General features: G+C 70.6%; 14 protein-coding genes. 7 read left to right on the top strand and 7 right to left on the bottom strand.

Annotated features, from left to right (window positions below; translation table 11 throughout):
• Window positions 1–274 precede the first annotated feature (274 nt).
• From AB0M73_RS41795 to AB0M73_RS41780, 4 genes are all read right to left on the bottom strand, one after another.
• Window positions 275–1,243, bottom strand: coding sequence for a sigma-70 family RNA polymerase sigma factor (locus AB0M73_RS41795; protein WP_052395824.1), 969 nt, complete (start codon window positions 1,241–1,243; stop codon window positions 275–277).
• A 40-nt stretch (window positions 1,244–1,283) separates the two neighbouring features.
• Entirely contained in the window at window positions 1,284–1,418 is a 135-nt protein-coding gene (locus AB0M73_RS41790; RefSeq protein ID WP_255360959.1) for a hypothetical protein, read from the bottom strand.
• Window positions 1,419–1,588: 170 nt separating this feature from the next.
• On the bottom strand, window positions 1,589–2,014 hold the full coding sequence (gene dtd, locus AB0M73_RS41785) for a D-aminoacyl-tRNA deacylase (RefSeq protein ID WP_363903808.1): 426 nt from the start codon (window positions 2,012–2,014) through the stop codon (window positions 1,589–1,591).
• Window positions 2,011–3,498, bottom strand: a complete 1,488-nt coding sequence (locus tag AB0M73_RS41780; RefSeq protein ID WP_363903882.1) for a methyltransferase — start codon at window positions 3,496–3,498, stop codon at window positions 2,011–2,013. The genes dtd and AB0M73_RS41780 overlap by 4 nt, the downstream gene beginning before the upstream one ends.
• Window positions 3,499–3,550: 52 nt before the next feature.
• Between AB0M73_RS41780 and AB0M73_RS41775 the strand changes: the two genes are divergently transcribed.
• A complete protein-coding gene (locus AB0M73_RS41775; RefSeq protein ID WP_363903805.1) occupies window positions 3,551–3,919 on the top strand; it encodes a DUF3099 domain-containing protein in 369 nt (122 codons plus the stop codon).
• 185 nt (window positions 3,920–4,104) lie between these two features.
• On the opposite strand, the gene AB0M73_RS41770 is transcribed toward AB0M73_RS41775, so the two are convergent.
• Both AB0M73_RS41770 and AB0M73_RS41765 read right to left on the bottom strand, forming a co-directional pair.
• Window positions 4,105–4,983: a sugar kinase gene (locus AB0M73_RS41770; protein ID WP_363903802.1), complete on the bottom strand. Its 879-nt coding sequence runs from the start codon at window positions 4,981–4,983 to the stop codon at window positions 4,105–4,107.
• A complete protein-coding gene (locus AB0M73_RS41765; RefSeq protein WP_363903799.1) occupies window positions 4,980–5,924 on the bottom strand; it encodes a pseudouridine-5'-phosphate glycosidase in 945 nt (314 codons plus the stop codon). Before AB0M73_RS41765 ends, AB0M73_RS41770 begins: the two co-directional genes overlap by 4 nt.
• Window positions 5,925–5,978: 54 nt before the next feature.
• Between AB0M73_RS41765 and AB0M73_RS41760 the strand changes: the two genes are divergently transcribed.
• Complete coding sequence (locus AB0M73_RS41760; protein WP_363903879.1) at window positions 5,979–6,212, top strand: DUF3039 domain-containing protein; 234 nt, start codon at window positions 5,979–5,981, stop codon at window positions 6,210–6,212.
• A gap of 80 nt (window positions 6,213–6,292) precedes the next feature.
• On the opposite strand, the gene AB0M73_RS41755 is transcribed toward AB0M73_RS41760, so the two are convergent.
• Window positions 6,293–7,450, bottom strand: a complete 1,158-nt coding sequence (locus AB0M73_RS41755) for a YihY/virulence factor BrkB family protein (protein ID WP_363903796.1) — start codon at window positions 7,448–7,450, stop codon at window positions 6,293–6,295.
• Window positions 7,451–7,649: 199 nt separating this feature from the next.
• Between AB0M73_RS41755 and AB0M73_RS41750 the strand changes: the two genes are divergently transcribed.
• The 5 genes from AB0M73_RS41750 to AB0M73_RS41730 all read left to right on the top strand — a co-directional run bounded on the left by AB0M73_RS41750 (window position 7,650) and on the right by AB0M73_RS41730 (window position 14,418).
• Complete coding sequence (locus AB0M73_RS41750) at window positions 7,650–9,371, top strand: DEAD/DEAH box helicase (protein WP_363903793.1); 1,722 nt, start codon at window positions 7,650–7,652, stop codon at window positions 9,369–9,371.
• A 345-nt stretch (window positions 9,372–9,716) separates the two neighbouring features.
• A complete protein-coding gene (locus tag AB0M73_RS41745; RefSeq protein WP_043723456.1) occupies window positions 9,717–10,835 on the top strand; it encodes a substrate-binding domain-containing protein in 1,119 nt (372 codons plus the stop codon).
• 134 nt (window positions 10,836–10,969) lie between these two features.
• Entirely contained in the window at window positions 10,970–11,746 is a 777-nt protein-coding gene (locus AB0M73_RS41740) for an ATP-binding cassette domain-containing protein (protein WP_043723458.1), read from the top strand.
• A 20-nt stretch (window positions 11,747–11,766) separates the two neighbouring features.
• Window positions 11,767–13,215: an ABC transporter permease gene (locus AB0M73_RS41735; RefSeq protein WP_363903789.1), complete on the top strand. Its 1,449-nt coding sequence runs from the start codon at window positions 11,767–11,769 to the stop codon at window positions 13,213–13,215.
• A 30-nt stretch (window positions 13,216–13,245) separates the two neighbouring features.
• A complete protein-coding gene (locus tag AB0M73_RS41730; protein ID WP_363903786.1) occupies window positions 13,246–14,418 on the top strand; it encodes an ROK family protein in 1,173 nt (390 codons plus the stop codon).
• Window positions 14,419–14,487 lie beyond the last annotated feature (69 nt).

Below are 14,487 nucleotides of genomic sequence, written 5' to 3'. Positions count from 1 at the left end.
CAGAGACCGGCGCGACCTCGCGGGTCGGCAGCTCAGGGCACAGTATCGTCGGACCCCCATGCGCCTGCCGCCGTCCCCGGGTGTGACGGCGGACATCACACAAATCAAGAGACGGGGGCGGCCCCCGGCCGTCCCCGCCTCCTGTGGTGTGCGGTCGCGAATCGTCGGTCGCCCGATGGTTCGCACCGCGAAGCTTCTGTGTGCGGTGAACTGTGCCGTGACACAGATCACAAGTCAAGACGGCTGATCGGGCGAAGATCCACCCGCTGGCCGGTCAACTCGCGTAGGCCCGTAGCCGCTCGGCTCGGTCGCCTTGGCGGAGCTTGGACATGACCTCACGCTCGATCTGGCGGACGCGCTCGCGGGACAGGCCGAAGCGCTTGCCGATCTGGTCGAGGGTGCGGGGCTGTCCGTCCTCGAGGCCGTAGCGCAGGCGGATGACCGACTGCTCCCGCTCGTCCAGGGTGGCCAGCACGCGGCGCAGGTCGTCGGACAGCAAGCTGGAGATGACGGCGCTCTCGGCGTCGGTGGCCTCGGCGTCCTCGATGAAGTCGCCCAGCGGGGCGTCCTCGTCGGTGCCGACGGGCATGTCCAGGCTCACCGGGTCGCGAGAGTGGTCGAGCAGATCGGCGATCTTGGACTCGGCGATGCCGGACTCCCGCGCCAGCTCCTCGTGCGTGGCCTCGCGGCCGAGCTGCTGGTGCAGGTCGCGCTTGATCCGGGCCAGCTTGTTCACCTGCTCAACCAGGTGGACGGGCAGCCGGATGGTGCGCCCCTGGTCGGCCATGCCCCGCGTGATGGCCTGGCGGATCCACCACGTGGCGTACGTGGAGAACTTGAAGCCCTTGGTGTAGTCGAACTTCTCGACGGCCCTGATCAGACCGAGGTTGCCCTCCTGGATCAGGTCGAGCAGCGGCATGCCGCGCCCGGTGTAGCGCTTGGCCAGCGACACCACGAGGCGGAGGTTGGCCTCCAGCAGGTGGTTCTTGGCCCGCTCGCCGTCACGCACCAGGGCGGTCAGCTCGGACTTCCTGGTGGCGTCCAGAACCCTGGCCGTCTCCAGCATGTGGCGGGCGAACACGCCGGCCTCGATTCGCTTGGCCAGCCCCACCTCCTGCTCGGCGGTCAGCAGCTTGGTCTTGCCGATGCCGTTCAGGTACACACGCACCAGGTCGGCGGCGGGCCCCTGGGCGTCGAGATCTGCCTCGGGCCCGAAGTGGTCGATGGTCTGTGGGATGGTCACGGGTGCTCCCTCCCCGGTCGCGGGCTGGTGTGTCGTCGCGTCACACACCGGCGCTGCGTTGCGCGGCGAGCCTTTCGGGCGAGGCACCCGGGTCGGGAATGCCTTGCGCTTGCTGGCTGGACACTGGTGAAAACGCGAGCGATCGCGAAATCGTTCCCGTCTTCTCACCCTTCATGACGTCTCCACGCCCGGAGCGGTTGCCCTGAGAACCTGAGGTTTCCCTGAGAGAGGGCCACCTCCACCCGTTCAGTCGGCAACCGTCCCGGTGAAACGTGAAGTCCATGTTGGACAACTGAACCGAATCGCGCGCCTGCACGTTTCCTTCACAAGGAAACCCGCGAATCATCACACTTCGACAAGCACCGTGAACGGACCGTCGTTCACGCTTTCCACCGCCATGTCGGCGCCGAACCGACCGGTGGCCACGGTGGCGCCCCGCGCACGCAGCGCGTCGACGACCGCGTCCACCAGCGGCTCGGCGACCGGACCGGGCGCGGCCTTCGTCCACGATGGACGGCGGCCCTTCCTGGTGTCGCCGTACAGCGTGAACTGGCTCACCACGAGCAGCGGAGCCCCTGTGCTCGCACAGGATTGCTCCTCGTCGAGTATTCGCAGCTCGTGCAGCTTCCGCGCCATGGTGTCGACCTGTTCGACCCCGTCGGTGTGGGTGATGCCCAACAACACCAACAACCCGGGTTCCTTGATCTCACCGACGACCTCGTCGCCGACGGTGACGCTCGCCCTTGTCACCCGCATGACAACTGCTTTCACGCCACGACAACCATTCCGTGCCGCATCAGATCGCGCACGATCGGCAACGCGGCGCGTTCGAGGTCGTCGACCGACTGGCCGTGCCCGTACGCCAACAGGTGCAAGAGGTCACCCAGCGGCAACGCCCCGCGACAACCGGCCAGCAGCGCGGCCGCCAACTCGTCGACCTCGTGCTGCCAACCGGGTCCGTCGGTGCGGTGCAGCCGCCGCACGACGGCCTCCCAGCCCTCGTCGCCCGGCTGCGACACCTCTTCCAGCATCACGGTCGGCGGCACCAGGAACCGCGTGGCCAGCAGTTCCTCGGCGGATCCGTGCTGCCGCAACCAACTCACTCGATCCAGCCACGCCGCGGCCTCCGGGCCCAGCGGGTCGTCGAAGGCGTGGCGGAGGTCTTCGCAGACGACCTCCGGGTGCGCGGACGAGGTGCGACGCAGCGTGACGAATCCGAAGCCGACACCGAGAACATCGTTGGCCTCGAACCAGTCCAGCCACGCCGACGCCTTCACGCGGCCCTCGGCCGAGCGCGGGTCGATGCCGGCGTCGCGCAGCCACGTGCCCACGTACAGCGAGGGTTCGGCCACATCGCGCTGCACGAACCAGGCGTCGACTCCGCCGCGTGGCAGCCAGGACGCGACCCGGTCGGTCCAGTCCTCACCCTTGCGGTGCAGCCAGGACGCCAGCAGTTGGCCGACACCACCCTCGTTGAGGAACGCCGGCAACTGCCGTACCACCAAGGCGCTCGCGTCGTCCCCGGCCAGACCGGAGTCGCGGTAGGTGTAGTCGACGCGGGCCGGGCCGACGACGAACGGGGGGTTGCACACGATCTGGTCGAAGCGGCGGCCGGCGACCGGCTGGAACCACTCGCCGCGGGCCAGCTCCACGTCCAGCTCGTTGAGCCGGAAGGTCGCCGAGGCAAGGGAAAGCGCCCGTTCGGACAGGTCGGTGGCGGTGATGCGGTTGGCGTGGCGGGCGGCGTGCAGCGCCTGCACCCCGCAGCCGGTTCCCAGATCCAGCACGGTGTCCACGGGCCGTCGGGCCGTGGCGCGAGCAAGGCTCAGAGACGCGTGTCCGACGCCCAGCACGTGGTCCGGGCCGACGGGTGCGCCGCGCAGGTCGGAGTCCTGGTCCGACACCACCCACCAGGAACCCTGATCGTCTCCGTACGGTCGAACGTCGAGATCCGCGCGCAGGTTCCCGTCGACCTCGCGGAGCAGTCCCTCCGTCACGGCGTCGGCCACGGACAGCGTGCCCAGGGCGGCGGCGGTCTCGGTCGGCGACACGGCGTCACCGAGCAGGAACAGGCGGATCAGGCTGCCGAGCGGGCCGCCGTCGGCGCTGGCCCGACGGGCCGGTTCGGGCTCGCCACGGCCGAGCGCCGCGTGCGCCTGCGCGCCGAGCAGGTCGACGACCGCGTCCGGCTCGTAGCGGGCTTCGCGGAAGGCGTCCCGCAACTGGTCACAGAACTTGTCGGAAAACACGACCAGAATGTTTGCACGTCCTCGAAGGCGACTAGCATCAACGGCAGGAGGTGGTGTCGTGAAGGGCTCTGACCGGGACGACACACCGGTTCTGATCACCGGGGCCGCGCCCTCGTACGCGGACGAGTCCCGGGCACGCAAGCGCAAGTACACGATCATGATGCTGCTGCGCGTGCCGTGCCTGCTGCTGGCCGTGGCGTTCATCAACGTGTGGTGGCTGGCGCTGTTCTTCCTGGTGCTGTCGATTCCCCTGCCGTGGGTGGCCGTGCTGATCGCCAACGACCGCCCGCCACGCAAGCAGGAGGAGATCAACCGCTACAACGCGGAGAAGGCCGCCCGCCGGGCGCTGGCGCGAGAGGTCTCGCCCGACGCCCAGCAGAACGGCCCGCAGGACGCCCCGAAACCGCCCCCGGCCATCGAGGGCTGAGAAGGCTCTTCCAGCCGGCAGAACAGACCGCCGGCTCGCGATTGGGTGAGGTGTGCCCGCGGACCACGCGGCCATCATCGCTCGCTGTGCCCCGTGGGGGCCCGGCCCCCACACCCCACGCCGGGGCTCCGCCCCGGACCCCGAGCCCAGGTCGCGGCCTTGAACGGCCCGGGCTCGGGTCCTGATCACACCGGCGGCTGGCCGCCCACGCGGGACACCGCCCGCGACCCCGCCGTCACGCCGGCCCGCAGCACCTCCAGCGGCGGCTGCCCGTTCAGCCACGCCGCCAGCAGCCCGGCGTCGAAGGCGTCCCCGGCGCCGGTGGAGTCCACGCAGTCGGCCGCCACGGCCGGCACGTCCCAGCGCCCGATCCGGTCCACCCAGCTGGCCCCGGCCGGCCCGGTCGTCACGGCCACCGCGCCCACGTGGTCCAGCAGCTTGGCGGCGGCGGCCGGATCACGGGAGCCGGTCAGCGCCTCCAGCTCCTCGGAGTTGGGCAGCAGCAGGTCCACACCGGCCACCATGGCCAGAAACGTCTCCGGCCCCTGGTTGACGATGTGCAGCGCCGCCTGCGGGTCCACCGAGGTCGTCAGCCCCGCCCCGCGGGCGGCGGCGAGCATCTCCAGCCCGGCGTCACGCGACTTGGGGTCCAACAGCACGTAACCGGACAGGTGGAGATGACTGGCCGTCTCCAGCACGTGGACGGACAGGTCCGAGCCGGCCAGCCGGGCGTTCGCGCCCCGGTCGGCCAGCATGCTCCGCTGCCCGTCCCCGTCGACCAGGACGACGACGCAGCAGGTCGGGGCGGCCGGATCGGTGGCGAAGGCGCACCGCACCCCGAACACCTCCAGCTCGGCCCGCACCTGCCGGCCGGCCATGTCGTCGCCGACCCGCCCCACCAGCACGGTGTCCACGCCCAGCGACGCCAGCCAAGCGGCGGTATTGGCCCCCGCCCCGCCGACCGCCAGCGCGATGTCCGCCCGGGAGTCGCCGGCGTGGGCGATCGGGCTGTGATGCCGGGCGACGACGTCCATCGCCGCGTCTCCGACCACGATGACCGTCATCGAGCGAGCTCCACCCGTCCCAGCTCAACAGACACAGCGGCGGCCACGCGCGCGTTGGACAGCACCAGCTGCTCGTTGGTGTCCAGACTCACGCCGCCGCTGGCCGAGTGGAAGTGCTCCAGCAGCACCGGCGTCACATCCTTGCCCCGCACGTTCCGCGTGACCAGCAGCTCAAGGCCCTCGGCCAGCAGCCGGTCGTGCAGCTCGCGGTCCATCTCGTACTCAACCGGCACCGGGTTGGCCAGCAACACCCCGGACCGCCCCGGGGCGTGCGCCCGGTGCGCCGCGACCACGGCCGCCGCCTGGGCCGGGTCGTCCACCCGCCACGGCACGTCGAAATCGGATTCACGCAGGTAGAACGCCGGGAACCGGTCCGTGCGGTAGCCGAGCACCGGCACCGAGCTGGTCTCCAGCAGCTCCAGCGTGGCCCCGATGTCCAGCACCGACTTCACGCCCGAGCACACCACCAGCACCGGCGTCTCGGCCAGCACGCTCAGGTCGGCCGAGACGTCCCAGCTCTCGGCCGCGCCCCGGTGCACCCCGCCGAGGCCGCCGGTCGCGAACACGCCGACCCCCGCCCTGGCCGCGATGGATGCCGTGCCGGCCACCGTCGTCGCCCCGTCCCGGCCCAGCGCGATCGCCGGCCCCAGGTCCCGTCGCGACAGCTTGACCAGGCCCGACGCCGGGTCGCACACCCGGTCCAGCTGCTTGTCGTCCAGTCCGACGACCGGCCGCCCGTCCAGCACCGCGATCGTCGCCGGCACCGCCCCGGCGTCCCGGACCACTTGCTCCACCCGCGCCGCGACCTCCCGGTTGCGGCCCGGCGGCAGCCCGTGGGCCAGGATCGTGCTCTCCAACGCCACCACGGCCCGGCCCTCGGCCAGCGCGGCCGCCACCTCCTCGTTGATGTCTGGGGCGATGACCTGCGGTTGTGTACCCATGCTCTCCCGTTCCAACGTCCAGCGTGTATCAGGCATCATGAATGAGTGAGCCCGATGACCCAGACGCTGCCCGAGACCGACACCCGGCGCGACGCCGACGAGACCACCGGCGACGACACGCCGAAGATGTTCCACTACGTGAAGAAGGCGAAGATCGCGGAGAGTGCCGTGATGGGCAATCACGTGGTCGCGCTGTGCGGCGAGGTGTTCCCCGTCACCAAGGCGCCCAAGCCCGGCAGCCCGGTCTGCCCGGAGTGCAAGAAGATCTACGAGATGATGAACGACTGAATTTCTGCCGCGCGTTCCGCACGGGGCTCGACCCCCTCCGAGCCGAGCGATCTGCTGCGCTGGCGGGCGCGTGAGCCTGGCTACTTGTTCTGCCGCTCCGCCGACGGACGCCTCAGCTGTTCGGTGTCGTTGACGTCGGCGGGCGACGGGGCCTGCCACTTCTCGGTGAGGCCGTCGGGCGGCTCGGCCCCGTTCGTCTTCTCCGTCTTCTCCGCTGCCGGGGTCTCCAGCTCCTCGGTCTCCGGCTGCTCGGCCAGCCACGCCGCCGCCTGCTCGCCGGCCCGGATCTTGACGGCGGCCCGCTCCAGCTCCAGCCGGCGCCACTTGCGCCGCTGCCGGCGGGTCAGCCTGGCCGGCCACATCTCCTCGATGGCGCTGTTGAAGTGCGCGCCGACGATGATGGCCATGCCGAGGAAGAACGTGAACAGCAGGAAGGCGATCGGGGTGGCCAGCGCGCCGTAGGTGTAGCCGGTGCTGGTGATCCACGAGATGTAGAGCCGCAACCCGATGCTGGACAACAGGAACATCACCATGGCCAGCGCCGCGCCGGGCAGACCCCGGTGCCACGGCAGCTTCCGCGGCAGCGCGACCTTGTACATCGTGGTCAGCGCCAACACCAGCAGCACGGCCATCACCGGGTAGTAGAACGTGCTCAGCAGCTGCTGCACGATCGGCCGCCACTGCCCGGGCACGACGGCGGCCAGCAGGTCGGGCCCCAGGGCCAGCAGCGGCAGCCCGATCACGGCCAGCACCAGGCCGACGATGTACATGAACAGCGCGAAGATCCGCTGCCACACCGGATGCCGCACGTCGTGCTGGCCGTAGGCGGCGGTGATCGCGTCCACGAACGAGGCCATCGCCGACGAGCCGGCCCACAGCGAGATCAGGAAGCCGATCGAGGCCACCTCGGTGTGCGCGCCGGTGAGGATGCTCACCACCGTGGGGGCGATGATTTGGTCCACGACGTTCGGACTGAATATGGTGTGGCAGAACGAAAGGATCTTGGACTGCACGGCGGTGACGATCTGCGGCCCGAACCAGTCGCCGACGAAGCTCAGGCAGCCGAGCAGACCCAGCAGCAGCGGCGGCAGCGACAGCGTCTGCCAGAACGCCGCCTCCGCGGCCTCCGAGAAGATGTCGCCGAACCAGGCCTTGGTGACCGTGCGCACCGTGAGCCGCCACGGCCCCCGCTTGTCGGGTGCGACCGCGCCGGTCTCCTGCTCAGGCTGCTGACCCATGGCACCCCAAAGCATGCGGCATCACGGGTTCCGCGGCTGGATCACCCCCCGAAACGTCATCTCGTGGCCATCGGCACAGCCCATCGGGCGGTGCCGTCCGGGTCCGTTGGGTAAGGTGGCACCAGCCCTCAGGGAACCCCACCGTGAGGGCATTCGCACGTCATCGGCAGGTTGTCGCAGCTAGGGAGGGTGAACGGCGTTGACGGACACCCTCAACCCGACGACGACCGCCGCACGACCGCTCCGGGCCTGGCAGCGCCGGGCGCTGACCCGGTACCTGACGACCAGGCCGCAGGACTTCCTCGCGGTCGCCACGCCGGGCGCCGGCAAGACCACCTTCGGTCTGCGCGTGGCCGCCGAGCTGCTGGCCGACCGCACGGTCGAGCGGGTCACGATCGTCACGCCGACCGAGCACCTCAAGCACCAGTGGGCCAAGGCGGCGGCCGAGGCCGGCATCGCGATCGACTCCAACTTCCGCAACGGCGCCGGCCAGACCTCCAACGACTACAACGGGGTCGCCGTCACCTACGCCCAGGTCGCGGCCCATCCGACGCTGCACCGCGTGCGCACCGAGAACCGCAAGACGCTGGTGATCCTGGACGAGGTGCACCACGGCGGCGACGCGAAGTCCTGGGGCGACGCCATTCGCGAGTCGTTCACGCCCGCGGTGCGCCGGCTGGCCCTGACCGGCACGCCGTTCCGCAGCGACGACAGCCCGATCCCGTTCGTCAACTACGAACCCGACGGCGCCGGCCAGATGCGCAGTCGTGCGGATCACTCGTACGGGTACTCCGACGCGTTGCGCGACGGCGTGGTCCGGCCGGTGTTGTTCCTGGCCTATTCGGGTGAGGCGAGCTGGCGGACCGGCGCGGGCGAGGAATTCACCGCCCGACTGGGTGAACCGCTGACCCAGGAGCAGACGGCCCGGGCCTGGCGCACCGCGCTGGACCCGACCGGCGAGTGGATGCCGGCCGTGATCAGCGCCGCCGACCAGCGGCTGAACCAGGTGCGCCAGTCCATCCCGGACGCCGGCGCCATGGTGCTGGCCTCGGACCAGGAGTCGGCCAAGGCCTACGCGGAGATCATCAAGCGGCTGACCGGCGAGGAGCCGACGGTCGTGCTCTCCGACGACCCCAAGGCCACCGGCCGGATCGCCGAGTACTCGGCCGGCCAGGCCCGGTGGCTGGTCGCGGTCCGCATGGTCAGTGAGGGCGTCGACGTGCCGCGCCTGGCCGTCGGCGTGTACGCCACGAGCTCCTCGACGCCGCTGTTCTTCGCGCAGGCGATCGGCCGCTTCGTGCGGTCGCGGCGCCCCGGCGAGACGGCCAGCGTGTTCCTGCCCAGCGTCCCCGTGCTGCTCCAGTTGGCCTCCGAGCTGGAGGCCGAGCGCGACCACGTGCTGGGCAAGCCGCACCGTGAGAAGGACGGCTGGGACGACGAGCTGCTGGCCGACGCCAACCGGGCCAAGGACGAGGACGGCGAGGAGGAGAAGGGCTACACCTCGCTGGGCGCCTCGGCCGAGCTGGACCAGCTGATCTTCGACGGCTCCTCGTTCGGCACGGCGGCCATGGTCGGCACCGAGGAGGAGCAGGACTACCTGGGGCTGCCCGGGCTGCTCGCCCCCGACCAGGTGCGGGACCTGCTGCGCCAGCGGCAGGCCAAGCAGCTGGCCGACGTGTCGGCGCGCAAGGCGGCCGAGCCGGCGGCCGTGCCACAGCCGGCCAAGGTGCGCACCACCCAGGAGCGGCTGGCCGAGCTGCGGCGCGAGCTGAACACCCTGGTGTCGATGCACCACCACCGGACCAAGAAGCCGCACGGCAAGATCCACAGCGAGTTGCGCGCCTACTGCGGGGGCCCGCCCACCGCGATGGCCTCGGTCGAGCAGCTTGAGGAGCGGATCGCCACGCTGCGTTCGTGGTGACACCCGGTCGAGCGTGCACGGCCGAATGGGCGTAGGGCGCTTGGTAGCGCTCTCATGCCTGTCCGTGATCACACCCGTGAACCTTTCGCCGCAGGAGAAGCGGCCAACCGTGCAATGAGCGTGCGGCACCTCACCCCGATTTAGTCACAACGCGTAGTTGACAGGCGGCTGTTCGGTGTAGCGGCGGCCTTCCGGTTACCGCGTCGTTGCCGCATCGTGTCGCCAGAACCGAACTTAACCGCTTCAGCTACCTTTCGTAGCGAGGCTCAGGGGCATATGTTCTGCGCCACAACATTTTCGCGGGGCTCTCTCAGTGACCCGCGCCACGATGAAGGGAACAGCCGGATGCGGAGCAGAACTCTCGCCGTGCTCGCCGCGAGCACCGGGCTCGCGCTGGCGGTCACCGGGTGTGGAGCCAACAGCAGCAGCGGTTCCAGCCCGACGTCGGGCAGCAGCGGCGCCAGCAACGGCGCCAAGGTCGGCGTGATCCTGCCCGAGACCACGACGTCCGCCCGCTGGGAGGGTTTCGACCACCCGCTGCTGGAGGCCGCGCTCAAGGCCGAGGGCTTCGACCCGATCATCCAGAACGCGCAGGGCGACGACCAGAAGGTCTCGCAGCTGGCCGACCAGATGCTCAGCCAGGGCGTCAAGGTCCTGATCCTCGCCTCCACCACCGGCGACGTTGGCGCCGCGGTCGAGAAGAAGGCCGAGGCCCAGGGCGTTCCGGTCATCGACTACGACCGCCTCAACGCCGGCGGCAGCGCCGACTACTACGTCTCGTTCGACAACCCCGGCGTGGGCAAGCTCCAGGGCCAGGCCCTCGCCGACGCGCTCAAGAGCAAGCCGGGCGCCCAGGTCATCGAGATCGAGGGCGCGCCGACCGACAACAACGCGACCCTGTTCCACGACGGCCAGGAGCAGGTGCTCAAGCCGCTCTACGACGCCGGCACGCTGAAGCTGGTCAAGAGCCAGTTCATCGACAAGTGGGACAACCAGACCGGTGGCTCCACGTTCGAGAACTTCCTGACCGCCAACGGCGGCAAGGTCGACGGCGTGCTCGCGGCCAACGACGGCCTGGCCGGCGCGGTCATCGCCGTGCTGCAGAAGAACCACCTCAACGGCACGGTCCCGGTGACCGGTCAGGACGCCACCGCCGACGGCCTCAAGGCCATCCTGCGCGGCGACCAGTACATGACCGTCTTCAAGCCGATCGACCAGGAGGCCAAGGCGGCCGCCAAGCTGGCCACCGCGCTGTTGAAGAACAGCAAGGCCGACGCCGACAAGATCGCCACGCAGAAGACCGTGGACCCGAAGACCCAGCGCTCGGTGCCGTCCCTGCTGCTCGACCCGCAGTCGATCACCAAGGACAAGGTCAAGGACGTCATCTCCGCCGGCGCCGTGCCGAAGGCCGACGTCTGCACCGGCGATGTCGCCCCGCTCTGCGCCCAGAACGGCATCAGCTAGTCAGCTGACGGCCTGATGCGAAGGCCGCCGCCGTGGTCGACCCGGACCCCCGACCCGGGCCGGCCGCGGCGGCTTCCCATGCCCGGCACCCCACCGCCACCGGGGCGGGCAGTGACAGTCTGGAGAAGACCCCCATGACCGAGCAGCCGATCCTTGAACTGCGCGGGATCAACAAGAGCTTCGGACCCGTCCACGTGCTGCACGACGTGGACCTCGTGATCCGCCCCGGCGAAGTGACCGCGCTCGTCGGCGACAACGGCGCCGGCAAGTCCACGGTGGTCAAGTGCATCGCCGGCATCCACGGCATCGACTCCGGCGAGGTGCTGTTCAACGGCGAGCCGGTGCACATCTCCGGCCCCCGTGAGGCCGCCGACTACGGCATCGAGGTCGTCTACCAGGACCTCGCGCTGTGCGACAACCTCGACATCGTCCAGAACATGTTCCTCGGCCGTGAGCGCGGCAAGCACGGCCTGCTCGACGAGACCGACATGGAGCAGGCCGCCCGCGAGACGCTGGCCTCGCTGTCGGTCCGCACGGTCAAGTCGGTGCGCACGCTGGTGGCGTCGCTGTCCGGCGGCCAGCGGCAGACCGTGGCCATCGCCAAGGCCGTGCTGTGGGACAGCAAGGTCGTGCTGCTGGACGAGCCGACCGCGGCGCTGGGCGTGGCCCAGACCCGCCAGGTGCTCGACCTGGTGCGCCGGTTGGCCGACCAGGGTCTGGGCGTGGTGCTCATCAGCCACAACATGAACGACGTCTTCGAGGTCGCCGACAACGTGGCGACGCTCTTCCTCGGCCGCATGGTCGCCCAGCTGCCGACCAAGAGCCTGACCAACACGCAGGTCGTCGAGCTGATCACCGCCGGCCGGTCCGGCGACATCGGCCTGGCCAAGCCCGAAGTCGCCACGGTCTGAATCGCAAGGGATCTCCTCCAATGACTGACACACCCGCCGCCGCCCCGCCGTCGGACCAGAAGCAGGCCGCGCAGGACCAGGCCGTCGCCGACTTCGGCATCGACACCACCCGGCGCACCACCGGCCAGGCCGTCCGCGACTACGTCGACCGCGTCCGCGGCGGCGAGCTCGGCTCGCTGCCGGCCCTGGCCGGCCTGATCGTGCTGGTGATCCTGTTCGGCCTGTCGTCGAGCACGTTCCTCGGCCTGAACAACATCGCCAACCTGCTCGCGCAGGCCGCCGGCATCACCATCATCGCGATGGGCCTGGTGTTCGTGCTGCTGCTGGGCGAGATCGACCTGTCCGCCGGCACCGGCTCCGGCGTCGCCGCCGCCGTGATGGCGCTGCACTACGTCAAGGGCGGCAACCTCCAGGCCGGCATGGGCGACACCGTCTTCTACGCCTTCGTGATCGGCGGCCTGGTGGCCATCGGCGTCGCGGTCTGGCAGCGGATCTGGTTCGGCGCCGTGCTGTCCGCGGTCGCGGTGCTGATCCTGTTGCTCGGCGTGCCGGCCAACCCGTGGATCGAGATGCTGCTGGCCGTCTGCGTCGGCTCGGTCATCGGCTGCCTCACCGGCGTGATGATCTCCAAGATCGGCATCCCGTCCTTCGTCGTGACCCTGGCCCTGTTCCTGGCCTGGGGCGGCGTGATCCTCAAGCTGATCGGCGACGGCGGCACGCTGTCCATCAGCCAGGACCCGGTGCTGTTCGGCGTGGCCAACAACAACCTGAGCACCGTCGGCAGCTGGCTGCTGTTCGTGATCTTCGCCGGCGGCTACGCGGCCGTGGTGCTGTTCCGCCACTTCGGCCGGGTCCGCCGCGGCCTGGTCGCCCAGCCGACCTCGCTGATGATGATCAAGGTTGGCGCGGTCGTCGTGCTCGGCGCGGTGGCCACCTACCTGCTCACGGTCAACCGCTCGCCCAACCCGGACCGCGTCACCATCGCCGGTGTGCCCTACGTGGTGCCGATCGTGCTGGTGCTGCTGGTGGCCGGCACGTTCGTGCTCGACCGCACCAAGTACGGCCGGCACATCTACGCCGTCGGCGGCAGCGCCGAGGCGGCGCGGCGCGCCGGCATCAACGTGCCCAAGATCCGGATGAGCGTGTTCGTGATCGCCTCCACCGTCTCCGCGGTCGGCGCCATCGTCTACTCGTCCAAGGTCGGCTCGGTCGACCCGAACGCCGGTGGCGGCAACGTGCTGCTGTTCGCGGTCGGCGCCGCGGTCATCGGCGGCACGTCGCTGTTCGGCGGCAAGGGCCGGCTGTCCAACGCCATCATCGGTGGCTTCGTGATCCAGATCGTCAGCAACGGCCTCGGCCTGATCGGCGCGCCCGCGGCCGTGGTCAGCATCGTCACCGGTGCGGTCCTGCTGCTGGCGGCCAGCGTCGACGCGCTGTCCCGTCGGCGGGCCAAGGCGACCGGTCACTAGCCGTCCCACAGGGGCACGAGGGGGTGTGCGGTGAGCGGTCCGCCAACCGCGGGTACACGTCCCGACGAGGTCCGCAGGCACAACCGGACCGCCCTGCTGCGCAGGCTGCACGTCGGCGGCCCGTGCACCAGGGCGGAACTGGCCGCCGAGTTGGGGCTCAACCGCAGCACGATCAAGGCGCTGGTGGACGGGCTGGCCGAGGCCGGGGTGGTGGTCGAGCAGGTCTCGGTCAAGCGCACCGGCGCCGGCCGGCCGTCCCTGCTGGTGCTGCCGCAGCCGCGGTCGCTGTGGGTGCTCGCCGTCGACGTCGGCGTCGAGCAGACCACCGTGGCGGCCGTCGGCTTCGGCGGCGAGGTGCTCGGCACCCGGGGCTGGACGCTGCCGCGCGGCTCCGGGTCGCCGGACGACCTGCTGGCCAAGATCGGCGCGGCCGGCCGGCGGCTGGCCGAGCGGATCGGCTCCGAGCCCGTCGGGGTCGGTGTGTCCGTGCCGGGTGTCGTCCGTCGTGACGGCTACGTGCACGAGGCGCCCAACCTGCACTGGGAGGGCGTGCCGGTGGGGGAGCGGCTGTCCGCCGCCCTGAACCGGCCGGTCCTGGTCGGCAACGACGCCGAGCTGGGGGCGCTGGCCGAGCACACTCGCGGCATCGCCACCGAGGCCGCCGACATGGTGTTCGTGTCGGTCGACGTCGGGGTCGGCGGCGGGGTCATCTCCGAGCGGGCCGCGCTGCGGGGCAGCGGCGGCTACGTCGGCGAGCTGGGGCACATGGTGGTTCGGCCCGGCGGCCGGCCCTGCTACTGCGGGTGCCAGGGCTGCTGGGAGACCGAGATCGGCGAGGACGCCCTGTGCCGGGCGCTGGGGCTGCCCGAGGGGTCGCCCCGGGAGGCCGTGGTCGGCGAGCTCCGTTCGCTGGCCGGCGAGGAGCCGCAGGTCGCGTTGGCCCGGATGCGGGAGTTCACCGACTGGCTGGGGCTCGGGCTGATCAACGTGGTCAACCTGCTCGGGCCGCAGCTGGTCGTGCTGGGCGATTTACTGGCCGCGCTGCCCGACGCGGTCGTCGACGAGGCCGCCGAAACCGTGCGGGAACGCAGCCTGGTCAGCCGGGCCGTCGGCGGGATCCGGATCGTGGCCTCCCCGCTGGGCAAGGAAGCCAAGATCATCGGCGCCGCCGAGCTGGCCTTCCAACAGGCCCTGTCCGGCTGAGCCGCTCGATGTGATGCAGGGAAGGACGCCTTACCCGCGTTCAACGAGGGTAAGGCGTCCTTCCCTGCA

Source organism: Kutzneria sp. NPDC051319 (assembly GCF_040682195.1).
In the GTDB taxonomy this organism is placed as follows: domain Bacteria; phylum Actinomycetota; class Actinomycetes; order Mycobacteriales; family Pseudonocardiaceae; genus Kutzneria.
This window is presented reverse-complemented; position numbering and strand designations above follow the sequence as displayed.